Origin of the sequence: Bradyrhizobium sp. USDA 4538 (assembly GCF_024171045.1) — a bacterium.
GTDB lineage: Bacteria > Pseudomonadota > Alphaproteobacteria > Rhizobiales > Xanthobacteraceae > Bradyrhizobium > Bradyrhizobium australafricanum.
The window spans coordinates 302,577-327,030 of record NZ_JALJZE010000002.1 but is presented as its reverse complement, the minus strand read 5'-3'; the positions used below and the strand labels follow the sequence as shown (position 1 = coordinate 327,030).

Annotated in this window: 23 protein-coding genes; 18 read left to right on the top strand and 5 right to left on the bottom strand. The window is 59.6% G+C overall.

Annotated elements, in window-relative coordinates; genetic code table 11:
• Positions 1 to 12 precede the first annotated feature (12 nt).
• The 3 genes from J2R78_RS42845 to J2R78_RS42835 all read right to left on the bottom strand — a co-directional run bounded on the left by J2R78_RS42845 (position 13) and on the right by J2R78_RS42835 (position 5,030).
• Positions 13 to 1,665 (bottom strand): thiamine pyrophosphate-binding protein, encoded by a 1,653-nt coding sequence (locus J2R78_RS42845; RefSeq protein ID WP_253610116.1) that lies wholly within the window; start codon positions 1,663 to 1,665, stop codon positions 13 to 15.
• Positions 1,662 to 2,903, bottom strand: a complete 1,242-nt coding sequence (locus J2R78_RS42840; RefSeq protein WP_253610117.1) for an aldehyde dehydrogenase family protein — start codon at positions 2,901 to 2,903, stop codon at positions 1,662 to 1,664. Before J2R78_RS42840 ends, J2R78_RS42845 begins: the two co-directional genes overlap by 4 nt.
• Before the next feature lie 639 nt (positions 2,904 to 3,542).
• On the bottom strand, positions 3,543 to 5,030 hold the full coding sequence (locus J2R78_RS42835) for an MFS transporter (protein WP_253610118.1): 1,488 nt from the start codon (positions 5,028 to 5,030) through the stop codon (positions 3,543 to 3,545).
• Between the two features lie 285 nt (positions 5,031 to 5,315).
• On the opposite strand from J2R78_RS42835, the gene J2R78_RS42830 reads away from it, so the two are divergent.
• Positions 5,316 to 6,326, top strand: coding sequence for a helix-turn-helix domain-containing protein (locus J2R78_RS42830; RefSeq protein WP_253610119.1), 1,011 nt, complete (start codon positions 5,316 to 5,318; stop codon positions 6,324 to 6,326).
• A 131-nt stretch (positions 6,327 to 6,457) separates the two neighbouring features.
• Positions 6,458 to 7,027, top strand: a complete 570-nt coding sequence (locus J2R78_RS42825; RefSeq protein ID WP_253610120.1) for a TetR/AcrR family transcriptional regulator — start codon at positions 6,458 to 6,460, stop codon at positions 7,025 to 7,027.
• A 74-nt stretch (positions 7,028 to 7,101) separates the two neighbouring features.
• Here J2R78_RS42825 and J2R78_RS42820 read toward each other — a convergent pair whose 3' ends face one another.
• On the bottom strand, positions 7,102 to 7,884 hold the full coding sequence (locus J2R78_RS42820) for an MBL fold metallo-hydrolase (protein WP_253610121.1): 783 nt from the start codon (positions 7,882 to 7,884) through the stop codon (positions 7,102 to 7,104).
• 439 nt (positions 7,885 to 8,323) lie between these two features.
• Between J2R78_RS42820 and J2R78_RS42815 the strand changes: the two genes are divergently transcribed.
• From J2R78_RS42815 to J2R78_RS42765, 11 genes are all read left to right on the top strand, one after another.
• A complete protein-coding gene (locus tag J2R78_RS42815; protein WP_253610122.1) occupies positions 8,324 to 9,544 on the top strand; it encodes an ABC transporter ATP-binding protein in 1,221 nt (406 codons plus the stop codon).
• Entirely contained in the window at positions 9,541 to 10,431 is an 891-nt protein-coding gene (locus tag J2R78_RS42810) for an ABC transporter permease (RefSeq protein WP_253610123.1), read from the top strand. Before J2R78_RS42815 ends, J2R78_RS42810 begins: the two co-directional genes overlap by 4 nt.
• Positions 10,432 to 10,478: 47 nt before the next feature.
• Positions 10,479 to 11,255 carry an ABC transporter permease gene (locus J2R78_RS42805; protein ID WP_253610124.1) on the top strand — a complete coding sequence of 259 codons (777 nt, stop codon included), beginning with the start codon at positions 10,479 to 10,481 and terminating at the stop codon, positions 11,253 to 11,255.
• Between the two features lie 11 nt (positions 11,256 to 11,266).
• Positions 11,267 to 12,394 (top strand): ABC transporter substrate-binding protein, encoded by a 1,128-nt coding sequence (locus J2R78_RS42800; RefSeq protein WP_253610125.1) that lies wholly within the window; start codon positions 11,267 to 11,269, stop codon positions 12,392 to 12,394.
• Positions 12,391 to 13,329 carry an arginase family protein gene (locus J2R78_RS42795; RefSeq protein ID WP_253610126.1) on the top strand — a complete coding sequence of 313 codons (939 nt, stop codon included), beginning with the start codon at positions 12,391 to 12,393 and terminating at the stop codon, positions 13,327 to 13,329. Before J2R78_RS42800 ends, J2R78_RS42795 begins: the two co-directional genes overlap by 4 nt.
• Before the next feature lie 8 nt (positions 13,330 to 13,337).
• Positions 13,338 to 14,567, top strand: a complete 1,230-nt coding sequence (locus J2R78_RS42790) for an SfnB family sulfur acquisition oxidoreductase (RefSeq protein ID WP_253610127.1) — start codon at positions 13,338 to 13,340, stop codon at positions 14,565 to 14,567.
• 300 nt (positions 14,568 to 14,867) lie between these two features.
• On the top strand, positions 14,868 to 16,022 hold the full coding sequence (locus tag J2R78_RS42785; RefSeq protein WP_253610128.1) for a Xaa-Pro peptidase family protein: 1,155 nt from the start codon (positions 14,868 to 14,870) through the stop codon (positions 16,020 to 16,022).
• A gap of 9 nt (positions 16,023 to 16,031) precedes the next feature.
• Complete coding sequence (locus J2R78_RS42780) at positions 16,032 to 17,117, top strand: ABC transporter ATP-binding protein (RefSeq protein WP_253610129.1); 1,086 nt, start codon at positions 16,032 to 16,034, stop codon at positions 17,115 to 17,117.
• Positions 17,107 to 18,216, top strand: coding sequence for a polyamine ABC transporter substrate-binding protein (locus tag J2R78_RS42775; RefSeq protein WP_253610130.1), 1,110 nt, complete (start codon positions 17,107 to 17,109; stop codon positions 18,214 to 18,216). The genes J2R78_RS42780 and J2R78_RS42775 overlap by 11 nt, the downstream gene beginning before the upstream one ends.
• Before the next feature lie 34 nt (positions 18,217 to 18,250).
• The gene (locus tag J2R78_RS42770) at positions 18,251 to 20,029 is read left to right on the top strand and encodes an ABC transporter permease subunit (protein ID WP_253610131.1); all 1,779 of its coding nucleotides are present in this window, start codon (positions 18,251 to 18,253) and stop codon (positions 20,027 to 20,029) included.
• 79 nt (positions 20,030 to 20,108) lie between these two features.
• Positions 20,109 to 20,825 (top strand): nitroreductase, encoded by a 717-nt coding sequence (locus J2R78_RS42765; RefSeq protein WP_253610132.1) that lies wholly within the window; start codon positions 20,109 to 20,111, stop codon positions 20,823 to 20,825.
• Positions 20,826 to 21,225: 400 nt separating this feature from the next.
• Here J2R78_RS42765 and J2R78_RS42760 read toward each other — a convergent pair whose 3' ends face one another.
• Positions 21,226 to 21,903, bottom strand: coding sequence for an SIR2 family protein (locus tag J2R78_RS42760; RefSeq protein WP_253610133.1), 678 nt, complete (start codon positions 21,901 to 21,903; stop codon positions 21,226 to 21,228).
• Positions 21,904 to 22,279: 376 nt separating this feature from the next.
• On the opposite strand from J2R78_RS42760, the gene J2R78_RS42755 reads away from it, so the two are divergent.
• The 5 genes from J2R78_RS42755 to J2R78_RS42735 all read left to right on the top strand — a co-directional run bounded on the left by J2R78_RS42755 (position 22,280) and on the right by J2R78_RS42735 (position 24,368).
• Positions 22,280 to 22,438 carry a hypothetical protein gene (locus tag J2R78_RS42755; RefSeq protein ID WP_253610134.1) on the top strand — a complete coding sequence of 53 codons (159 nt, stop codon included), beginning with the start codon at positions 22,280 to 22,282 and terminating at the stop codon, positions 22,436 to 22,438.
• Positions 22,439 to 22,610: 172 nt separating this feature from the next.
• On the top strand, positions 22,611 to 22,883 hold the full coding sequence (locus tag J2R78_RS42750; RefSeq protein WP_253610135.1) for a hypothetical protein: 273 nt from the start codon (positions 22,611 to 22,613) through the stop codon (positions 22,881 to 22,883).
• 431 nt (positions 22,884 to 23,314) lie between these two features.
• Positions 23,315 to 23,539 (top strand): hypothetical protein, encoded by a 225-nt coding sequence (locus J2R78_RS42745; protein ID WP_253610136.1) that lies wholly within the window; start codon positions 23,315 to 23,317, stop codon positions 23,537 to 23,539.
• Between the two features lie 3 nt (positions 23,540 to 23,542).
• Positions 23,543 to 23,824 (top strand): helix-turn-helix domain-containing protein, encoded by a 282-nt coding sequence (locus J2R78_RS42740; RefSeq protein WP_253610137.1) that lies wholly within the window; start codon positions 23,543 to 23,545, stop codon positions 23,822 to 23,824.
• Between the two features lie 292 nt (positions 23,825 to 24,116).
• Positions 24,117 to 24,368 (top strand): hypothetical protein, encoded by a 252-nt coding sequence (locus J2R78_RS42735; RefSeq protein WP_253610138.1) that lies wholly within the window; start codon positions 24,117 to 24,119, stop codon positions 24,366 to 24,368.
• The last annotated feature ends 86 nt before the right edge of the window (positions 24,369 to 24,454 follow it).

Below are 24,454 nucleotides of genomic sequence, written 5' to 3'. Positions count from 1 at the left end.
CCTCAGACCGGGTTAGGTGCTTTCAAAGTCCTCCACACCCGGCGCGGGCTGGAGGCTGGTCACACGCACGTCCACGATCGCGGTCTGTCCTTGGCTGTTGCGCTCGAGCGCCGCGGCGAGTTGGCCGCGAAACCTTTCGATATTCTCCACGGGCAGGTGCGCGACGCCTCGCGCGATCGTGGCGAAGCTGCTCTCCAGCCCGAATCTCGTGTTCTCGAAGCCATGCTTGCGCCACTGATATTCCAGCCAGCCGAAACCCTGGTTGTTGAGAACGATGTAGGTGACGGGCAGGCCGTAATGGATCGATGTGAACAGATCGGCGCGAGCGATATTGAAGGCCCCGTCGCCCACCAGCGCGACGACCGGCCGATCGGGCCTCGCAGCCTTTGCGCCGATCGCCGCGGCGACCCCGAAGCCAAGGCTGGTCTGTTCGCTCGGGACGATGGATCGCTGGTCGCAGCCGAGCGCGAACGAGGGATAGAAATACGACCACATGTCGAGCAGACCATTCTCCTGCACCAGAATGCTATCGTGCGGCAGTGCGGCTTCGAGTTGATCCATCACCGCCGGCAGGGAAACGGCGTCAGTCTGCCTGACTTCTTTGAGGGAGGCCGTTCGTGTCTCGAAGCTGATGGCCTTGCTGCGCCGGATCTGCTCCAGCCAAGCTGGCCGACTGCCGAAATCATCATCCTGCAACAGCCGGTCGGTGATGCCATCGCACGACGCGACGATCTTCGGGCCGGAATATGCCGTCGACATCTCCTCGCTGGTGATATTGATCTGGAGTACGCGTCCGTGGAGGCGCTTGGAATCCAGCAGCAGCGTGGCTGTCTCCTCCAGACGACTACCGAAGCTCACCAGGCCGTCACAGTGCTCCCACAGCTCGCGCAGCGGCTTTGCCGTATAGAGGCCGGCCAGGCCGCAGAACAGCGGATGCTGCTCGTTGACCGCGCCGCGGCCCGACGCGGTGGTGAACACCGCAGCGCCGACTCTGGCCGCCAATTCGTCGTAGCCGACCGTCCTGCTTCCATCGAGTGCGCCGCCACCGAGCAGGAAGAGCGGTCGTGCCAAGCGTCGGATGAACCTCTGGACCTCCGCGGCAGCCGAGGCAGACAGATAGGGATGATGCCGGATCGGCGGATCGTAGGCGACGTCCGTCGCCGGGACGTCGGCGAGGTCTTCCGGAATTTCGACATAGGTCGGCCCGGGGCTATCGTTCGTGGCAATGAAGGCCGCCCGCTGGATCGCCCACTGAAGCTGGCTCGCGTGCTCGACTCGGTACGCCCACTTTACCAGCGGCCTGACCACCGCGATCTGATCGAACTCCTGGAACGCGCGCGCGCCGAGGCGATGGCGCGCCGTGCCGACGGCGAGCAGCACCACAGGCGCGCACGAAGCACGGCTTTCCAGCACACCGGTCAACGTGTTGGTGACAGCCGGTCCTTTACCTACGATGCAGATGCCGAGCTTGCGCGCAGCCAGCGCATAGCCTGTCGCCATGAACATCGCATTGCGCTGGTCCTTGGCGACGACGAAGGTGATGTTGCGCCCCTCCAGTGCCCTCAGAATGCTCAGGTCATCGCCCGGAATTCCGAACACCGGATTGGTGCCGGAAGCTTCGATGAACCGGGCGACCTCGGTCCACGCCGTTAGCGCCTGACTCATGGTCGTTGCCCCACCATGCGGGCGATGGTCTGGGACAGCAGAATCGGCTCGATACGAAGGTCGCCGTTGCGCCATGCGTAGTTGGCCATCCGGCCGTAACCACCGAACGGCGTATTGCCGTCTTCGATGTCGAAAAGCGTGCAGTCGACGGACACCATGTGCCGCTTGCGCAGGAAATCCTCTATTTCCGGCACGGCGTAAACGCTCGCGCCCAGCGCGCGTTCAGTATAGATGTCGAGCGATAGCTCGCGAACGAGGTCCTCGGGGGTGTCGTATGCGATGACGTTGAAGATCGGCCCAAAGAACTCGACAATGTCGGCACGATTGTGCAACGAACTGAAAATAACCGTGGGCTCCACGTGCCGCGTGGAGTATCTCACGGCACCGCCGTGGACGATCCGCCGCTCGTTCTCCAGCAGGTATTTGGAGATTTCGTCCAGCGCCGAACCGTAGAACAGCGGCCCATAATCGGCATCGGCATGTTTGCGCGATCCGAATTTCAGCTTCTCCAGGGCAAGTTGAAGCCGTTCAAGAAAGAGGGTGCTGTGGGTTCTCGGCACGAAAATCGCGTCGGGACCCATGCAGTCCTGCCCCGAGTTGAACAGCCGGACTTGGATCAGATCGCGGATCGCCTTGTCGAAGTCCGCCTTGGGGCCAACGATGAATGGGTTAACTCCTTGGCCAAAGAAGACGAAGAGCTGCTCGCGTGGCAGCGACTTTCGCAGTTTCTCCGAATTTCCGAACGTTCCGGTGAACACCACGACATCCGCGTCCCGCGCAACCCGTTCGACGAAGACTTTCTGCTCGTAGTTCACAACATCAATCGGCAGTCGGTGCCGCGGCGCGAGCAGTCGGTGCAGACGCTCCATCGGCTCTTTTACATAGCTCGACGGCCGCAGCGAGATCTTGCGGATGTAGAGTGATGGCACGACAGCGTACAGCACGTAGGAGTAGAGCAGAACATTGGACGGCATAAACGCGGCGAGATGATTCAGAGTCTTCGGGCGATTGTTGATCACTTCATCCGCAGCGCCCGACAACGCGCGTTCAGAGGCCTGGATCTCGGCTTCAGCCGCTTGGAACGTTGCCGTTTCGGTCAAGATGTCCAGGACCGCGGTTCGCTCGGAGCGCAGATAGTCCCGAAGCCTGTCAATCGCATCCAGCCGGTCTGCCTCGAGAATCGGAGGCGCGGTCGCGACATTGTCGACGGCAGGGAAGGCGTCATTGAGACGATTCATTAATAGTCCCTTTCGCTGTTTCCAGGGGAGTCGAACGTGATTGTGGTGAGATGTCCGGTGCTAGTGGACGGCGCGGCAGAAGGTTTCGCCGATCATCCGGCGGGCATGAGCCTGATTGCTCGGCGTTGCGCACCGCGCGCCGGGCGTCGGGCTTGGATTGTTTGAGCCAACCAACTTTGCATCGGCCATCCTATCGTTGCATAGCAAGCCGGGCGGCGGCCAAAGCGGTGCCGCCGGCCCATCCGTAGTTCGAGTTGATAAGAGATATGTTTGCGGCCCCGCTCGGCCGTTCTGAAGTGATCTAGATAGACCGGTCAGTCTAATCTGCTGAGAGCGATGCTCAGAGTCAAGGCACGATAGTCAATCAAAGGAAGATTGCAATATTGCTTCAATCATGCCGTGCTTCGCTGCGCCTCTAATGCTGCAAGCCTATGCGGGTAGAGCATGAATGTTCTTTGTCGCTCACGCGGGTGAACAGCGCCGAGGTCCAATCGGACAGCGTATTGCTGCATTGTCGTGAATCAGCTGCGCGACAAAAGTAGGTGACGCAATTTCAAATGATGAATGTCACATAGGTCGCGCGCTCACATCGCCGATTGCGATGACAACGGCTCTTGCGCGCTTGCCGCTGGCTTGCGCTTAGGTACGCTTCGTACGGATGAGATAGAGAAAGCAAAGCGCGCTCAGCGCCGTGGCGAATAAATTGAAATAGGTCGCCGTGCCCAGAGCGTGTCCGTAGTGGTGGGCCCTTGCCTCCAGCGTGAGCGCAAGCGGTTCCGACAAATCGGCGAAGAAAATCACGCCGACGATCGCTACGCCAAATGCTGCTCCCAGTGTCTGCATGGTACCGACCATACCGGAGGCCATGCCGGCCTGCGCGTCGGGAACCGTGGAGAGATTGGCGTTGAGCGCGAGTGGAATGGTCAGGCCTTGGCCGAAGCCATTGAAGATCAATGAAGCCACCAACAACGGCGCGCTGGTCGGAACGAAGAAAGCGACGAGCACGGATAGAGTGAGACCGATGAAAAAGGCGCCGACACCGAGTAGCAGGGATCGGCCGCCCATTTGCCGCACGATAGCGGGACTGAGACGCGCGGCGGTGATGAATGCGAGCGCGGTCGGAGTGAAGATCAGTCCAGCGACAAGCGGGGTGTAGCCGAGACCTGCTTGCAAGAGCAGCGTCAGCGACAGGAAAAACGAGCTGATAGAAGCAAAGAACAAGAATACTCCGATCACGCCGGCGAGCAGCCGGTGATTGGACAGCATGGTGATATCGAATATCGGTACTTGACCCCGACGGACGAGTGCGGCCTCGAAGCGTGCAAACAGATAGAAGATGGCCACCGAACTGAGGGGAAGGACGATCGACCACCATGGCCAGCCGCGATCCTGGCCTTCGAGGAACGGCACGAACAGGGCTAGCAGACCCGAGGCAAGGATGATTGCTCCCTTGATGTCCAATCGAGCAGGAACCGGGGCACGGGTTTCGATGATCCACATCGAGCCGAGCAGGAGCATTGCGAGACCAACTGGCACGTTGATCAGGAAGACCAGGCGCCAGCCGAGGCCAAACAGATCGTAGGTGACGAGCAGGCCTCCGCCGATCTGGGCGATCGGCGAAGCGAGGCCCTGGACGATACCCATGATGCTAAAGGCTTTTGGCCGCGCTTCGCCCTCGAACAACACGCGGATGGTCGCCAGGACCTGCGGCATCAGGAGCGCTGCGCCGATCCCTTGCAGGACCCTCGCTGTGACGAGGAATGCAGCTGATGGTGCCGCGCCGCACAGGGCCGATGCGACCGTGAATACGCAAGTTCCGATCAGAAACAGCCGCTTTCGGCCAAACAGATCGCCGAGGCGTGCGCAGTTCATGAGAAACACGCCGTAGGCCGCGCTGTAAGCAACCATCACCAACTGCAAATCAGCGGGACTCGCATGCAGGTTCTGCCGGATGCGCTCCAGCGCGACGTTGACGATGAACAGGTCGAGGGTCGTCATGAATATCCCTGACACCAGCACTGCCAGCGAGAACCAGCGGTCACGTCGAGGCTCGCCTTGAGCTTCGACAAGCCCAACAGCGACGAGCTGTCCCTGGGCTGCATTCTGGTCGGTCGACGCGAGTGTCATTGGGAGCTCCCCTGGATGCGGTGTTCGTCAGATTGCTGCTCGTATGGCGTCTGCGAATACTTTCGATTAGGGACGACGCCGGATGTGTGGCGGATTTTGCAGTTCATCAGCGGGCGTTATGCGTAGCGCCGAGCGTTGGTCACGCGTAAATGTGCGCCGCATCACGGCGCTACGCGTTCAGCGTTGAGCAACACATCTGCGGACGATCCTGACGCGGCGTTGCTTGGTTGACCACTGGCACAAATGCCGAATATCATGAACATCGTGTCAACCGGAGTGCCGGGCATGAACTCTCCGAAGATTGCCATTCTGACCTATGACGGGGTCAATACCTTCGAGTTAGGAATCGCCATGGAGGTGTTTGGTCTGCCCAACATGGGGCCCGGCTGGTACGATGTGGCGGTCTGCGGCGATCAAAAGCGCGGCGCGACATCGAGTTCGTGCAGCGTTCAAATCAAAGCCAGCAGAGGGCTGGACGCGCTGAACGACGCAGGGACCGTGATCGTGCCCGGATGGCAGGATATCGACGCGCTGCCTCCGCGCAACATTCTTCAGCGCCTGAAGGCGGCGCATGCCCGCGGCACGAGGATTGCGACGATCTGTGCGGGTGTGTTCGTGCTGGCGGCAACGGGCCTGTTGTCGGGACGTCGCGCAGCGGTGCATTGGGCTCAGGCCGAAGCGCTCAAGCGAAAGTATCCGGATATTGAAGTCGATTCCCGCGTCCTATACGTGGACGATGGGGACATCCTGAGTTCTGCGGGCCGTGCCGCCGGATTGGATCTTTGTATTCACATCGTCGAGCGTGATTTCGGGACCCGCGTCGCCAACGATGTTGCGCGCCGATTGGTCGTTCCGGCGCATCGGGAGGGAGGCCAGGCCCAGTACATTCCGCGTCGCACCCGGCCGGTGCGCAATGCTATGGGTGAGCTTCTGGTCTGGATCACGCAGAATCTCGAAGAAGACCTGACGATCGAGAGGCTGGCAGAGCGGGCGCGCATGTCGCGCCGGACTTTCATCCGGCGGTTCATGGATGCAACAGGCACTATGCCGGGAGAGTGGATCACGCTCGAGCGGATGAACCATGCGAAGACGCTGCTCGAGGATACGCGGGTCTCTATCGAACAGGTTGCCGAGATGTCAGGATTTGGCTCGGTCGATACGCTGCGCCACCATTTTCGTGCGCACCTTGCGACGAGCCCAACGCGCTATCGGGCCTGCTTTCAGAAGGCCGTCCCGGAAAAGCGCCGTAGCTACCGACCGCGAGAACCGCATAGCCTTAAGAGTGCCTCGCCCTAGCGTGTCCCGCTGCCTGCGGGGCGCACGCGAAACCCCGACGCAGGATACTAAAAGACGGACCTGGCCTGCTATGGCGTCCGGCGCATTCTTACTCTAGTCTTGAGCTAGTGAAACTCATCCGTTCTTGTCTAATGCAGTCGAAGAGACAAAAAATCCTGGAGACGGCCATCCGCCTGTTCGAGCTCGAAGGCATTCAAGCCATCGGCATCGAGCGCATCATCGCGGAATCCGGCGTCACGAAGATGACGATGTACAATCAGTTCGGATCCAAGGAGTCTCTGATCGTTGAAGCGCTCGAGGAGTGCGCTCGACGCTCGATGCAGTCCCTAAAGGCGTTTGTTGACAAGAGCCGCTCCCCGCGCGGCAAGGTGAGGGCGATATTCCTTTGGCATGATCAATGGTTTCGCCGTGCCAATTTTGAAGGTTGCGTGTTCAACAACGTTGCGGGCGAAATTCACGACGGGAATTCTGCAGTCCGTCGCGTCGTGCTTCGTTACAAGCGTGACATGGAACGATATATTGCGTCTGTCCTGACCGACCAGGGAATTGCGTCATCCAAGCGATTGGCAACCCAGATCATGCTTCTTGTCGAGGGAGCTACCGCGATGGCCTATGTGTGCGGCAAGCGCGATGCGGCCATAAAGGCATGGGAGGCATTTGAACCTTCGCTCGAAGAACGTGGGCCTCTCGAAGCGGTTTGAAGTACGGCGGCTCCCCGCAAAAGCCGACGCCCGCAGTACGCCTGCGAAACTATCGGCGCGACCGCAAGCTCCAGTTAGCTTGCTGCGGCATGGCGGGCCCCGATGGTGGCGCCGAATTCCAGGGTCTGCCCGTCGTCGGGGATACGGAGTTGCGCGGCAGATATTCCGCGGGTGAGCGCATGCTGTCGCAGATCGGCGCGGCCGACCGTTGCATGGTCCAGCGAATCGAGATGAGTTGCGACGACAATGGCTTCAGGCGCGGCGTTACACACCGCAACAGCCTGCTCGGCGTCCATTGCGATCTGCTCGCCCTCCCACAGAGCGCCACAGGGATGGATGACAATGATGTCGGGCCGGGTGTCGCGTATCGTCGCTTCGACGGGCGGATAAAAAACCGTATCGCCCGACCAGTAGAGCGTCGGTTCGCGCGAAGCTTCGATGCTGAAGCCAATCACGGGGCCCATCTTCTTGATAACGGGGCCGAAACCGTGCTGTCCGTCGCGCCGCGTCAGCCTGATGCCTTGCCAATCAATAGTGTCGGTCAGTGGCGTCACGTTCTCGAAGCCGAAGGAGCGAATCTTGTCCTCGTCGCCCGGCTGGCTGATCAGCGGCAGTTGCTTCGGCACCAGGGACTGAGCGACGGAATCGAAATGATCCGAGTGTAGATGGGAAACGATAACAAGCTCGACGCCGTCGAGAATGTCATCGGTGCTGGTCGGGAGATCGACCAGCGGATTCCGCGATCGCCCAGCATTTGCAGGCCGACTGTGCCTCGGCGCAAAGAAAGGATCGATCAAGACCGTGCGACCGGCCACTTCTAGTTTTAGGGTGGCATTGCGCAAAAGCCTCAGTTTCATAGATGTACTCCTCGTGAGCTTGATTTCGAGGTTGCGGCTCAGGCGACGCCAGCATCGAAAGACAATGGTGTGCCTACAGTAATGAATGATCGTTCGCGCGCATACGCGCTGGCCAGTGGCAGGGATGACATTTGTCGTGAATATCATGCCATTCTGTTTGGCTGATCGCGATGAGGCGTCATCATAACGGGCGGCATGCAACGACCGAGCTCGTGAACGTAGTCGTGCACGTGGCGGCGAGAGCAGCCTTCCGTCGACACGATTGCTACGTCGGGTCCGCTGAACTCAGCATTTGTCGCGGCACGATACGCAACGGCATTTCCAAGAATGGATTAAACGCGAAACAGAAAACGTGTTCGCAGCCTGAGCGTGGTGGGTTCATCGCTTTTTCCTTGCAGCCCTCGACATTACGCATCGGCGACAACATCATTGGCGCTTCTTGAGCCAACCCTATTCATTTCGAGATCATCCGAATGTCGCCTCGGTCATGCTTTCGGTCGGACCCGCGCACGAAGGCGAGCGAGTCGTGATGTCACCGAATTGCCTCAAACTTGATGGCGTCAGCAAGCGCTACGGCGAGCTGAATGCGTTGGAGGCGATTTCGCTCGACGTTGCTCGGGGCGAGTTCTTGACATTGCTGGGACCATCCGGATCAGGCAAGTCGACGCTGCTTGCAGTTCTCGCTGGCTTCACCGCGCCGGACCGCGGCTGTGTCCATCTGAACGGGGCCGATATCACGCGTCTCCCGCCGGAAAAGCGCAAGTTTGGCGTCGTGCCACAAGGCTACGGCCTTTTTCCTCATTTGACGGCCTATGAAAACATCGCCTTCCCATTGCGGGTCCGCCGTACCCTCGGAACACGCATCGACAACCGTGTTCAGGAGGTAATGGAGCTCCTGCAAATTGAAGGCGTGGGCAACCGCCTTCCAATGCATCTTTCCGGCGGGCAGCAGCAACGCGTCGCGTTGGCACGCGCACTGTCCTTCGAGCCAGATCTGTTGTTGCTGGACGAGCCGATGAGCGCGCTCGACGCGTCGTTGCGGCGCGACTTACAAGCTGAACTTGTTCGGCTTCATCGGCAGGTGGGGACAACGTTCATCCATGTCACGCACGACCAGCAGGAAGCGCTCGCCCTGTCCGACCGCATCGTTGTTTTGAATCGAGGCCGGGCCGAGCAGATTGGTTCGCCCCGCGCGATTTACGACCGCCCAGCCAGCCGTTTTGTTGCGAGCTTTCTCGGCAAGAATAATTTGCTGAAAGCGACCGTGCTCGTCGGGGCCGACGGCCGGATCCAGTTTTACTGGCACGGCCACAGGATTGCGGCGAGGCCTGGAGCGGTTCCGCCGCCCGCCGGTCCCTGCATTCTTGCGGTTCGTCCCGAGAACATCACCCTTGACGCGGTTCGAAGCGGAGCCTCGCATTCCGACGACCGAATTCGTGGGAAAGTCGTCAGCCGGACTTTTCTGGGATCGTCGACTGACGTTGTCGTTGCTGTCGGTGATGACACCTTGTCGGTCACGTTGCCTGCTACCGCCACATTGCCCACAGGGGCCGGCGAAGACGTTTGGCTGGTCTTCGACAGCGAACGGCTCTGGTGTTTGCCTAACGGCGATGCGCGTCCGTCCCAACTCGCCGCGATTTCGTCGGAGCTGGCGGCATGAGCTCTGCGCTGACGGTACTGAAGGGGCTGCCGCGCCCCTGCCTTCCGGTGGCATCCGTGCGCGATCGGTCCATCCAAGATTGGATGCTGGTCGGCTCCGCTTGTGTGCTTGTGGTGTCTTACCTCGTTCCGTTGGCGTGGGTGGTCGGCTTGAGCCTTCTGGTGCCGAAGCCTGGATTTGGAAATTATCTGGCTGTCCTTGCGAACCCAACGGTTCGTTCGGTCGTCGGAAACACTCTTTGGATCAGTTGCCTGACTGTCGGCATTACGCTGCTCCTGGCATACGTGACTGCCTACGGGTTGGTACAGGCCAGTCCGGCGGCGCGAAGACTCATGCTTACCAGTGTGCTGCTGCCTTTATGGATCTCCGTGCTTGTCCGAAACTACGCATGGATAGCCTTGCTTGCGCCCGGCGGAATCGCCAACAACATCCTGCTGCACTGGGGCTGGCTGCATCACCCCTTGTCGATGGTGCGCAATACATTCGGCGTCGTGCTGGGCATGGTGCACTACATGTTGCCTTACGCGATCCTGCCGATCTACGCCCAGATGGCGCAGATCGAGGGAGCTCTGCCGGGAGTGGCGCGGTCGCTGGGTGCAAGTCGCCTCCAAGCTTTCGTTCGCATCTTTTTGCCACTTTCGCGTCCCGGGCTGGCAGCCGCGGCGTTCATTACTTCGATCATGTCGCTGGGCTTCTATTTGACGCCCGCCATTCTGGGCGGTGGCAAGACCGTCATGGTGGCGGAATTCATATCCGTCCAGGTGACGGAAACACTGCGCTGGGATATCGCAACGACGCTGAGCACATTGCTCCTCCTCGTCACAGGCGGGCTGGTATGGCGTTTTAGCTACCTGCTAGACCTGGCCACGGCCAAGCCGAAGACATGAGCGCGCGATCACCCGTAATCGCGGTTCCGTTCGGGCCCGCGCGGTACATGGCCCTTCTGGTGGCAGCATTCCTCGTGCTACCGCTGCTCGCGATCGTGCCGATGTCGTTCAGCGCCACGCGCTTCCTGTCGCTACCGCACAATGGCTTGTCCACGCTGCACTATCAGCGCCTATTCGGCGACCCGACATGGCGCGATAGCCTACTGCATAGCCTCAGCATTGCGTTTCCGGCTGCAAGCCTTGCCGTCCTGCTCGGTCTCGCATTCTGCCTCGGTGCATGGCAGCGACAGGGCGGGGCGGTTCGCTTCCTGCGGGTACTGATGCTCGGACCACTGATCGTGCCCGGGATCGTTCACGCCGTTGCCTACCATCGCGCCCTGTCGATCGTGGGGCTGTTCGACAGCTTCACGGGAACGATACTCGTTCATGCGATCAAGGGCCTGCCGTTTGCCATACTCTCGATTTCCGCCGCGTTATCCTCGGTGAATCCGGCAACGATGCAACTCGCCCGCAGCTTTGGGGCTTCGCCGATCCAAGCGCTCTTGAAGGCGCTGTTGCCGCAGATTCGTTATGGCACTGCGGCAGGCTTTGTGCTCGCGTTTGTTACGTCCTGGGACGAGATCGTTGTGACGCTGTTTATCACGAGCCGCAACGTCAACACGTTGCCGAAGCAAATCTGGCAGAGCCTCTTCCTCAATGTTGGTCCCATCGTTGCAGCGTTGGGCACTCTGGCGTTGGCCGCAACATTGCTGGTGCTTTTAGCCCTGTCGTTACGCCGCGCCCGGCCTTTTGCTGTCAGATGCCAAGAGGTCCGCTTGAATTGAAAGGAGATGTGATGCCTGATTTTTCGCAAGATGCCGATTATATGCAGAACCTCGAACGGTCGCTCCGGATGGTGACACAAGGCAAGACTGTCCATCGCCGCCACTTTCTCCAGCTCTTGTCAGCACTGGGCATCGGTGCAGGCTCGCTGACCTTCTCATCTTCTGCGATTGCGCAGCAGAACGAGCTTGTGGTTGCCAATTGGGGTGGCGACGCGCTGCCCGCCCAGCGCGACGTCCTCGCGGCAGAGTTCGTCAAGCGCTATCCGGGCAACCGTGTCGCATTTGACACGACGGGCCCCACGCCTGGAAAGATCAAGGCAATGGTCGAGTCAGGCAATATTGCCTGGGACGTGGCCGACCGCAACCTCCTGTCCGCGCTTGAGCTCGGTCGCCAAGGCCTGTTGGAAAAAGTCGATGATTCCATTGTGGACCTCAACGCGGTGCCAAGCCAGTTTCGTACCGAATGGGGCGTCGGCTCGTACTTCTTCTCTTTCGTCATCACTTACGATAGCGCGCAGTGTAGTTCGGCACCGCCGCGAACCTGGAAAGATTTCTGGGACATCCAGAAGTTCAAGGGACGGCGTGCGTTGCGCAACAATGTCGAGGGTGTGCTGGAATCGGCCCTGCTGGCGGACGGCGTTGAACGGGACAAGCTGTACCCGCTGGATGTCGATCGCGGACTGGAGAAGATCCGCGCGATCAAGAAGGACACGATCTTCTACAGCAACACGTCCGAGGCCCAGCAGTTGCTCCGATCGGGCGAGGTCTCGGTCGGCAGCCTCTGGAATACGCGGGCGCAAGGCGTGAAGGAGGACACGAAGGGGCGGGTTAATTATCACTTCAATGAGGCCATTCTCTTGATTGCTGCGTGGAACGTTCTGAAAGGGACGAAGAACGCCAAGGATGCATGGCGCTGGGTGGCGCTGTCGCAAGATCCGGCGCTTCAGGTGGCGCTGCTCGCGCGGCTGGGCTGGGGACCGATCAATCCGGCCGCGAACAAGCTTGTTCCAGCCGAACTGCAGCAGCAAAATCCCGGTTCGCCCGAAAACCTCGCACGTCAGGTGGCGACCGATGCCGAGTGGTACGCCAGAAACTATTTCGAAGTCCAGAACCGCTATCTCGACGCGCTCGCGTCATGAGCATGGCGGACGAGGCTCCAATTGACGCCGCAGCGCCGCTCACCTTCATGGGCGCGCCGTTCGTCACTCGCGTACCGCGGTCATCGCGAGCCGTCATCGCCGGACTTCCGTTCGATGCCGGACAGCACGCCTCGCGCCTGGGCTCGCGGCTTGGCCCCCAGAGCGTTCGCGAACAGTCGATCCAGTTGCGCGCGGTAGATCCCGACACCGATTGTGACGTCGTGGCCGCGCTCGGACTGGTCGACGTCGGGGACGTACGCGTGCAGCACGGTGACCTCGACGCCTCCCAGCGGGCTATCGCCGTGTTCGCCGGCACTCTCGTCAACACGAATGCGGTTCCAGTGATGATTGGAGGGGACGGCAGCGTCACGCTGCCTCTGCTCCGCGCGGTGTCACGCCGCTATCCGGAGCTCGCGGTCGTGCATTTGGATGCACACACTGATGCCTATCCGCTGACCGGAAATATTGGACCGGCAGCCTTCCATCGGGCCGTTGAGGCGCGGCTGCTTGACCCGACGGCATCGTTCCATATCGGGCTGCGCGGTCCGGTCTCCTCAAAGGGGCTTTATGCGCATGCTCGCCAACTTGGCTATCAGCTCATAACGGTCGCGGAGCTCCTGGATCGGGGTATTACGGCGGTATTCGACGAAGTGAGCCGTCGGCTCGCCGGTCGTCCCGTCTATGTTTGCTGGGATATGGATTTCTTCGATCCGTCGGCGGCGCCTGGCGTCATCACACCCAGTTGGGATGGCGTGACTGTGCGTGAGGGCTTGCAGATCGTACGGCTGCTCCGCCGCCTGAACATTGTCGCAATCGACATCAATTGCGTCAGCCCGCCCCACGACGCCGCAGGTCTTGCCGCGTTTCTCTGCGCTCACGTGATCTTTGAGTTTCTCGTTGGCCTGGCGACGTCGGCGCGGCCGTTTGAAAGGTAGCAACCGCCATGAATATAGCGTCTTCCGTCATGCATTTGGATCGTGCCTCCTCGTACGCTGCGGCTCGCGTAATCCGTACGTCCGAGGAAGCGCTGACCGTTGCGCGGGAGCTTGCCCCGGCGTTGGCCGCCGGCGCGTCCGAACGCGACAGTGAACGCCGCCTGCCGCACGAGGAGGTCAGGCAATTTGTACAAAGCGGATTGTGGGGCATCGGCATCCGGCCCGAATTCGGGGGAGCCGGGGTTTCGTTCGAAACCATCGTCGAGGTGGTGGTGACCATTTCGGAGGCTGATCCGTCGATTGGGCAGCTTCCGCAGAACAACTACCTGTTGCTCGAGAACCTCAATCGCATCGGCACCGAGGAGCAGAAGCGCTTTTTCTTCGCTGAAGTGTTACGAGGTAAGGTGATCGGCAATGCATTCGCCGAAGCCGGCGGAAGGGATGTGCAGGATATCCGCAGCCGCATCAGCCGAACGGCGAAGGGCCTCAGGCTGAACGCCCATAAGGTCTATTGCACCAACGCCTTGTTTGCGGACTGGATACCCATCTCCGGCGTCGACGATGACGGCAATATCGTTTATGCCTATGTCGAGCGCGATGCCGTCGGTTTATCCGTCGTCGACGACTGGAACGGATTCGGACAACGAACGTCGGCAAGCGGCACGGTGATTGCCGAGGATGTTGCGGTCAATCCAGCGCATGTCGTGGAGCGTCACAAATCGTTTTCCAGCCCAAGCTTGAGCGGTCCCTTTGCTCAACTGTTGCATGCCGCGATCGACCTCGGAATTGCGCGCGCTTCCTTTGCGGAGGCGGTACGGCTTGCGCGCGCGGCGTCGCGTCCCTGGATCGACAGTGGAGTGGAGCGACCGCAGGATGACCCTCATACGATCGCCGCGCTCGGGGATCTGCAAATCAGGGTGCACGCGGCCGGCGCGATGGTGGAGCGGGCAGCTCGCATCACGGATAGTATGAGGGAGCATCATGACGAGGCGGATGTTGCGCGCGCCTCCGTGGCGGTTGCCGAGGCAAAGGTGCTGGCAAATGACACGGCGCTGTTTGCTTCATCCAAGCTATTCGAATTTGGCGGCGCAAGCAGTGCTCGCACAAGCCTCAACCTCGATCGGCATTGGCGCAACGCGCGCACGCATACGCTGCATGATCCGGTGCGTTGGAAGTACCATTTGATCGGAAATTATGTGCTGAACGAACGAAATCCGCCCCTTCATAACTGGGCTTGAGAATGGGGACCACGAGATGATCAGCGGGGTTGGGCCATCAGCCAGAGGTCGGATGCGTCGTAGGTCTGACGATGGGAGGATTTGCGGGATACGAGCAACCAAAGCAAAAACGAGACGCTCATGCTTGGCATGATGTTCACGAAAATTGTCATTCGTGCTCCTAGTCGATTTCGATCCGGGCCAAATACCATCGATGGGATGAGCTTCGGGGCGTAAGTAGTCGGATTTGATTTGCCTGAAATCGGACAGGCAAGACGAATCGGGAGGAGTTCACAATGGCGGGCATATTGCGGGGATCAAATGGCGCTTCACTTCACGCGCTCCGAGTACGAGGCACGACAGCGGCGGCTGCAAAATGAGCTGAGCCGACTTGGCCTGTCGGGGCTTTTGATATTCCGACAGGAGAGCATGTATTGGCTCACCGGCTATGACACATCCGGTTACTCTCAGTTTCAGTGTCTATGGTTCGGTGCTGCCGGCGATATGGTGTTGCTGACGCGTTCTGCCGACATCCGACAGGCCCGGCTGACGTCGACAATCGACGATGTGCGCCTCTGGGTGGATCGGCATGGCGCAAATCCGGCAGAAACGCTATTTGGCGAGATCCGTGATCGCTTCGCCTTCGGCAGCCGGATAGGTGTTGAATATGGCGCCACGACGCTCAATGCGCAGCGCGGCAAGTTGGTGGACGCCGCCTTTGCCAAGGACGCAAAGCTGGAGGATGCGTCGGAGTTGATCTCGGCTCTGCGTCTCATCAAGTCTCCCGCCGAACTAGTCTATGTTCGCGAGGCCGGCCGCATTGCCGATGTGGCATGGCGAAACGGACGGGCCAAGTGCGCACCCGGAAATTCCGAGTCCGACATCCTGACCGAACTGTACGGCACGGTTCTCAAAGCGGGAGGCGATCCGGCGGCGGGACGTTTCGTCTGCGGGGCCGGCGATAACGCCCTGCAGTGTCGCTATTTCACCGGCAAAGGAACGATCGGTGCGATCGATCAGGTGACGGTGGAGTTCGCGGCGGCATATCGTCACTACCATGTGGCCCTCATGCGAACAGCGTTGGTCGGGCAGGCGAGCACCACGCAACATCGCATGTATGCCGCAGCGGTTGAGGCGCTTTCCGCCTGCCAGCAGCGCCTGAAGCCGGGATCTACTTTCGGTGATTTGTTCGATGCTCACGCCGAGGTACTCGATCGCCACGGATTCCAGCACGCGAGACTCAATGCATGCGGCTATAGCCTCGGAAGTTCCTATCCACCAACCTGGATGGAGTGGCCAATGGCCTATGCAGGCAATCCAGTATCCATTGCGCCGGGTATGGTGATCTTCCTGCACATGATCCTTCTCGACAGCGAAGCTGGCCTTGCGATGAGCCTGGGCGAGACGTTCATCGTGACCGATGAAGCACCCGAGCGTCTTTCGACGCTTGATCATTCACTTCCGCTCATCGCGTGAGAGCCTGATATGAGCATCATCAATGGGCAAAGCGTCGAGGTTCGCTCGCTGAGCAAGACCTACGGCTCCACGGTCGCGCTCGATGATCTGTCCCTTACCGTGCGGGCAGGAGAGTTTCTCGCAATTCTTGGTCCGAGCGGATCGGGGAAATCCACCGCTCTGATGACGATCGCCGGGTTCGAATCTGCAGACCGCGGCCAGATCCTGATCGGCAGACAAGCCATCGACCGTGTGCCGGCCCACAGGCGCGGCATCGGTATGGTGTTTCAACGCTATGCGCTATTCCCCCATCTCACCGTCGCAGAGAATCTTGCCTATTCGCTGCGGCGACGGGGCTGTTCCGACCTCGAAATCCGGCAGCGGGTTGCGGCGGCACTCGATCTCGTCAAGCTGACCGGTCTTGGCGCGCGGTCGATTGGCGAACTGTCCGGCGGCCAGCAGCAACGCGTCGCGATCGCGCGAGCGACGATCTCAAGGCCGACGGTGCTTCTGATGGACGAGCCGATGAGTGCGTTGGACAGGAAGCTGCGGCAGCATATGCAGCTCGAACTCAAGCTGCTTCAAAGAGAGCTCGGGACCACCGTTATTCTCGTCACCCATGATCAGGAAGAGGCGATGTCGATGGCAGATCGGATTGCGCTGCTTGATCAAGGCCGCCTTCGTCAGGTGGGTACGCCGGCAGCTCTTTATCATCAGCCGGCCGATGCATTTGTTGCCGACTTCATCGGCCGCACGAATTTCCTGCCGCTTGCCGGCAGCAGTCTGCGCGTCGATGGATTCGCAACGGAACTGGCCCATGCGCTTGCCACGGACAGTCCGAGAACAGGCGCAAGGGCCGGAGTTCGTCCGGAGGACGTCCTGCTCGGCCTCGAGCGCGAGGGTGGCCAAGCGTGCCGCATCATCGAGACAGCCTTCAGCGGCTCGACCCAGACAGTGCTGGTGGAGGCGGGCGGACATCGGTTGATCGCCGAACAGCCCGCGCGCGAGCGTGCCTGGCGGCCGGGCGAGGTGGCCGCGCTACGCTTCCGTACGGGCACCGTTCGTCTATTTGACCAATCGCCGGTCGCAAATCAGGAGAAGTCCCATGCCGCTTAAGCTCTCCCGACGGACATTTCTAGGCGGCGCGGCGCTGGCCGGCGGCGGGCGGTTCACCTTTCCGGCACCAGCCATTGCGGGGTCAACGTTGAAAGGCAGCGGCACCGTGGTCGTCCATGACGGCGGCGGGTCGATGGGGATCGCTCAGCTGAAGGCCTACTCTGAACCTTTCCAAGCGGAAACCGGAATCAAGGTCATTCATCAGCCAGGCGTTGCCTCCGGCGTGCAGTTGGCGACAGTCCTGGCGGGGGCCCCAAAACACGACGTCGCTCTGCTCTCCGGAGGCGCGATCGCTAACTTCGAGAAGGACAAGCTGCTGCTTCCCATTGACTACGACCGCTGGGCGGGCAAGGACAGAGAGGGTTATGACGTCGTTGCGGCCGAGACGAACTACGCACCGGCGATGATCTACTCGATGCTGATTGCGTATGAAGCCGAGAAGTTGGGGAGCCGGACTCCTTCGACTTGGGCCGATCTATGGAATTCGCGGGATTTTCCCGGACGGCGGACACTTGCCGCCGGGACCAATGCCGCAGATGGCGCAACCTATGAGATCGCGCTGCTGGCCGACGGCGTTCCGCCCGAAAAGCTTTATCCGCTGGACTGGAAGCGAGCCTTCCGCAGCCTCGACAATCTGCGAAGCAACGTCGTCAAGTGGTGGGCCAGTGGTGCTGAATCGGTGCAGCTCCAGGTCGATCGACAGGCAACGGTTGGTAGCGCCTGGAATGGGCGCATCGATGGCGCGAACGATCAGGGGGCAAGGATTGGCAAGAGCTGGGACCAGGGCATTCTGCAATGGGCCGCCTGGGCTGTTCCAAAAGGAGCCGAGAGCAGCGAGAACGCACAGAAATACATCGCCTATATGAGCCGCCCGGAGCCTCAGGCGAGATTCTCCGAGCTGATCACCTATGGACCCACCAACGCTCGCGCTTTCGAACACCTCTCGAAACAGCGGGCAGAGTTGATGCCTACCGCGCCTGGGCTCAAAGAGCGGCAGATTGTGCAGGATTATGCCTTCTGGAATGCGGTGGATGCCACCGGAGAAACCGGCCTGCGACGTGCCATCGTAGAGTGGGAACGGTGGGTCGCCGGAGGCTAGCATCGCCAATTTCTCCGGCAGGGGATGCAGACAAGTGAAACGGCTAGCTCTCCCTCTGCCGGGCGTTGCGCTTCTCGCGGCGGGCTACGCCTTGCCAATGGCAATCGTCGTCTGGATGAGCCTGCGGCATCAAGGGCATTGGAGCACTCAAGCATACGCACAGATCGTTCGTGCCCCGGTCTTTTTTGGAATTTTCCTCAAGACCCTCTGGATGGCGTTTTCCGTCACCGGGCTGTGTGCGTTGTTGGGATATCCCTATGCCTATTTCGTCGCGACCCGGATCCGTCGGTATGCCGCTCCGATCATGATGCTGGTGGTGATTCCCTATCTGACCAGCGTCCTGATCCGGTCCTATAGCTGGATCGCGATCCTCGGCAGCTCCGGCATTGTAAACCGGCTTCTCATTTCCATCGGGCTGACGAGCGAGCCGCTGCCGCTGGTCTTCAGCAGCTTTGGCAGCTATGTCGGCATGGTTCACATCCTTCTGCCGATGATGATCCTGCCGCTCTACGGTGCCCTGCGGAGACTTGATCCGGCGTTGATCAAAGCTGCGCAGAGCCTTGGCGGTGGCCCAGCGACCGTCTTCTGGACGGTCGTCTTTCCGCTCTCGCGTCCGGGATTGGCAGCGGGCTGCGCACTGGTCTTTTTGTGTGCCCTTGGCTTTTACATCACGCCAGCCATGCTCGGGGCCCCCGGCGACTACCTGGTGGCCCAGGCGATTGAAGTCCGCGTCTCGACGTTGGCGGATTTCGATTTCGCCGCCGCCCTGGCGTGCATACTGTTTTTTGGGGTCAGCGGGTTTTTGGTCCTGTTTCGCCGAAACGTCGTTCCTCTGGGGCCGGCCGCGAACGATCGATGGCGGTCCGCAGGAACCGGGAGCGGCCTGCGCGGTGCTGCCTGGTATCGGCGAACGGGTATCGATCAGGTGGCGGTGGCGCTCGTCGATTTGTGCGACGCGATGGCTTTTCTCGCCAGTCCTTGTCTTCTGATCCTCTCCGCCTTGGTACTACTGTTCCTGCTGGCACCAATGATCGTCGTCGTCATGATTGCGTTCAGCAATGCGCCCTATCTCGTCTTCCCGCCTCCGGGCTTTTCTACACGTTGGTTTAACTCCCTGCTCGGCGACCAGCGCTGGCGCGACGCCGCAGTGTTCAGCTTCAGTATGGCCGTACTTTCCGCTTCCACGGCATCGCTGGTCGGGACAGCTTATAGCATTTCGGTAACCAGAGGCGCCTTGCGTGCACGCAGGATCATGTGGCTGGCTGCGATTGTCCCGATGATTCTTCCGCAAATCGTGCTTGGTATCGGGTTGTTCTTCCTCGCCGTTGCGCTAAATCTCAACGGCACCATCGTTGGTTTCTGGCTCGGCTTTACCGTGCTAGGATTTCCCTACGTGGTCATTATCATGACCGCTGCCCTGCAAAACAGCGACATCGATGTCGAGCGAGCGGCAGTCGGTTTGGGAGCCACCCCGATGGCAGCATTCTTGACCGTTACGCTGCCACTTCTCATTCCCGCATTGTCCAGCGCTTTCCTCTTCGCCTTCCTCGCCGGGTTCGACGATCTCGTCTTGAGCATGTTCTTGAGCTCGCCGTCCAAAACGCCACTCGCAATGTTGATGTGGCAGGATATTCATCTGGAAATCAGCCCAAAGACAGCCGTGGTCGGCGCGTTCCAATTGGCTGCGCTGTTGGCAGCATCAATGCTCCTGGTGATTCTGAGAAAAGCGAAAGGCACAGGAGAGAAGATCAAAATGATCCGTTCGCGCAAGTCAGAAGATCCGCGCGATACTGCCGCAAGTCCTGCCTCGTGACGGTCAAGTGGCTGGCAAATTCGCCTTTCGTTGCCCTACATCGACGAAGGACCCTGCGGACAGGCCTGGTACAACTTTCATGAAAATTGTGGCGCGCCTGGTACAGTTTTCTTGCGCCCGAAATATGGGTGGTCGTATGAATGTCTCCGAGGCCCTCGAGCGGCGCATGTCGGTCCGCTCCTTCAAGCCCGATCCAGTTTCCAAAGAGCGGGTGCGCTCGCTGCTGGAGAGGGCCCGTCGCTCCCCTTCGGGAGGCAATCTCCAGCCATGGCGCGTCTACGCGCTCACCGGTAGCCCGCTCGATGAACTCAAGAGGCGCGCGAGCGCAAATCCGCTTGGGGAGCCCCCGGAATATCAAATTTATCCAGACTCGCTGTGGGACCCCTATCGGCGCCGACGCTGGGAGTACGGCGAGGATCTCTATGCTGTGATCGGCATTCCGAGGGAAGATCGGGCAGGTCGGCTGCAGCATCTGGCTCGAAACGGGCAGCTATTCGGCGCACCTGTCGGGCTGTTTTTCTGTCTCGACCGAAGGTTCGGCCCACCGCAGTGGGCGGACCTCGGTATCTTTATCCAGACGATGATGCTCCTGGCGGTCGAAGAAGGACTGGCGACCTGTGCACAGGAGTACTGGTCACGCTACCCAAAAACCCTAACGGAATTGCTCGACTTATCCGCCGAGGAATTGGTCTTCTGCGGGATGGCCTTGGGCTTTGCAGACGAAGATCCCATCAACACACTCAGAACCAGGCGAGATCCGATTTCAGATTGGACCGTCCTGCTCGGCTTCAGTTGATTTGAGCCCAATCGTGATATCGATCAAGTGCCCGCATGAGCGACAAAAATCTGTTGCATCGTGTGAGCGTTGAGCGCAGATTCAATTAACTGCATAGATCTTCTAATTATGATTCACGGTCTCTTGGTCGAGGGGACAGCCCACACGACCGATACCCACGAAACCATCAGCAATATGACCTTGTGTGCTGGGGCGATGCGTAGCAGCGTGCCGACAACACCGCGATCGTTGAACTGTTCGAAGCGAAGCAACGGCAACCCGCCGTCTGAACCACGACAGCCCTTTCCGCTTCCGGGGAGAGGGCGCTTTCTCGCTTGGTTGACGCGTTGCCTGAGTAGATTAGAGGCTTGAAGAGGTCGCGCAGCGGCTTCCTTGGATTCACGAAAGAAATCACCCTCGATCAGGGCCTCAACCCCCGCGAATCCGCCGTCATAAAATGATCCAGCTTGCGCCACTCGATTTCATCGCCGTCAAAGGTCGAGCGAAGCGGACGTCGCGAGGCGCCATCGATATTCCTCATGAGTGTCTCCATCAGAGGCTCTCGCGGTTGGGGAATTTGTGCCAGCTTGCGCTTGTCGATGATGTCGACACCCGACGGATCGACAACGAAGAAACGCGCGCCGGTCTTTGCTGCGTTCATAAGGTCATCGTTGATGTGCTCGTCTTGGAAGCTGTATCCGATGATGACGACCCTCGCGCCATGCAACAGCTTTCTGAACTGCTCACGATACCACGACAGCAGAGGAGAACTGTTGATCCCGGTAACCTTGTTACCGCCGATGATCAGCATCAGATCGGATCGATCCGGCAACGTCCAGTTGCTCGATCCGTGCAGTTTGAAATAAGGTTGATGGCGGTCGGTCACCGAGAAAGAACCATCGATCGGCCTGTACAATCCGGGTGGGAGAGCTTGGTAGACGCCTTCAAATCCGGTTCCGCGCTCCTTGTGATCCCAAAGCAGTTCACGCGTGCGCAGGTGGAGGCCGTCTTGTCCAAGCAAATATTCGAACACCTCGTTGGCGAGCCAGCCGCCCCAATTGCGGCTAAAGCCGGCGCCTGTTAGCAGGATGAGTGGCATGGAAGTTGATTTCGTGTTCCGGTGGGCGATTAGAGGTGGTCAGAATATATCGTATTGGGTTATCTCGCGAGCGCTGTTGCGCTCCGGCAAACCTTTCGTTGCAGTATTCTAGGGACTATTGAAGCCGCCTGCGCAGTGCGCAATCAAGGTGCTGCTGACGTTGACGTTGCCCCGCCATCGGCCTCATCGGGGGAATGACCCGCAATGAAGTCGAGCAGAAATTCGCGACGTACGCGGCGAAGGAAGACAGCGTCCGGACTCGCCTCGCTGCCGCGACCAGCGACGCCGCAGCGTGCGGAGCTAGAACGTTTGCTACGCCTTGTGACCGTCGTCCAGACCGCATTCCTGAGCAATCTAAAGAAAACCCTCACTCTTGATGTCGCTGGACGATCTCAACGCGGAGCTGCTGGCGCTCGAGGTCGAGCTTAGGCAACTGGAGGAGGCGCGGAATGACGCGCTCAAGACAGCCGATGAGCCCACCGCGGAAGCTCCCGGGATGACTATCTCGCCATTGCCGCCGACCTCGAAGTTCTAGCCGCCGAAAAGCGCGCTGAAGTCGCGGAGATAAAAGCGAAGCGCGTCTTTCTGGTCGGCCGTGAGCCGACTTACCCTCAGGCCCCCAATCAACTCGGCTTGTTCGAGAGTCGTCGAACAGCCGTCGGGGTGTCTCTAACCGAGTCGAAGCAGCAGCGTGCGGAACGACATGAGTGGAAATCATCAATATCACGGACAAATACCACCCTTCTTATATTTGGGAATCCTTTCGCTCGCTGAAAGCGATGCATGCGTTCTCGATCCAATTCGTCAAGAACGTAGCGGATCTGTATGACGGCCTGACGCGCCGCAGGAACATTGACCGTAATAGTTCGGGCTTCTCGCTAGATGATGCTCCCATTCTTGGTCTCCTCATGCCGGATACGCGCCTCTTCCAGGCGTTCGATAACCTGCAAGTGGTGAATACCGCCGCCAAGGCGCGCTAACGGCTGTATTGGAAGAGTAACGATACACGCCCTGCCAGAATCTTGCGCTCTTGGCGATTGATGATCGCCGCCCCCCAAAGTTCTTTCCGTCGCTTGTTGACGAAAGGGAAGCTGCGGGAGAATATTTTTGGAAGGATATAATGGGATGACTGCAGCCGTTGCCGTCACAGAAAGCGGGCTACCGTTCGGGTTGAACGCCATGGAGTCGTTCCGTTCGCACTTGCTCGGTCTGTTCTCATCGCGAATTGATGGGGCCATAAACGTTCCGGATGTTCGGAAGATCGCGCAGCGTAGCGGACACGAAGAAACTGAATAGCGCGACCTGATGGAAGCCGTGCTGCGATTATCGATCGGCTGCGCGAACTTGACTGCGCCTGGGCGATCGTACGAAGCGTACCTTGCGAATGTGGAGTGGGTGACCCGCCGCGTATTTGAAGAGCGCTGTTGGTCTTTTTCCGTTAGATCGCTCGGCCCGGGTGCAGTTGCAGGAGGTCCTCGCCGCCCAACGTTCGATCATGTTTCCGGCACGCCATATCGAACTTGTTCTGCAGGTTGCTGTCCTGCCGGCGGCATTGAGCGGCGACAACGAGGATTTAGATTTTAAATGGTGGACTATAGCCAGTGTTTTAACCGGCCGGACGAATGGCATGCTCTGACGCATGAAACCTCGCGCGCTGCTGGCCTGGAACGTCCGTCGGATCCGCCTGAAACGCGGTATTTCGCAAGAGAAATTGGCTCGCGCGGCCGGGATCGACCGCTCCTACTTGGCCGGTCTTGAGCGGCAATCGAAAAACCCGACGATTGATGTTCTTGACAGCATCGCCGAAAAGCTCGGCGTCCAGCCGTCCGAGCTTTTTGCCGAGCCGTCTAACCATGCGGACACTCTGAAGACATCACCCAAGCGACCTAAGCCAGCACATCTGCATCGTAAAAGGCAGTAGCCATTCATATAATGCAAGCCTCCGGTGTTTTAGCGCCAGAGCAAGCGATCTCCCGACTCCCAGTACGCGTCTAAAGCCCTTTCAATAGCATAAGTACGGTTAACGGGCGTGTCCAAACGACTCACAATATTGCCATCGCACTCGTGGTTATAGGAGGAAGGCCGCTCGAACGGCCCCTTTTTCTTCTCGTTATTTGAGACGGACGCGGGAAGTGGTCCTCGCGAACGACGCCGATAGCTAAACCGTCGTGCTGACTGATACTGTCCTGTCGCGCTCAAGATCGGAGTTGAAGATGGACAGCGAAATATTCGCGCGACTGCTCGTGCAGAAACTCACCCTCGTAGGATTGATCAAGCTCCTCGATCACAAGGAAATAGTCAGCAAGGACCTCATCATCCGGTTTCTGGAGGACGTAGCCGCCAACAGTGACGCCGCAACGGCGAAGTTGTCTCCCCTGCTCGCTGACAGCGTCGACGCCATGATTGCTTCGATTAGGGAGACCCAGCCATGGAAGCCGATCGTGATCCCTGGCGGCAAGCAGTGAGCTTAGGCTCGGCCCGTCAGCAAGAACGTACATGGAAGACCGATGCTGCGCCAGGCCGGACAGAAGGGGCCGCGAGGCGCAACGCG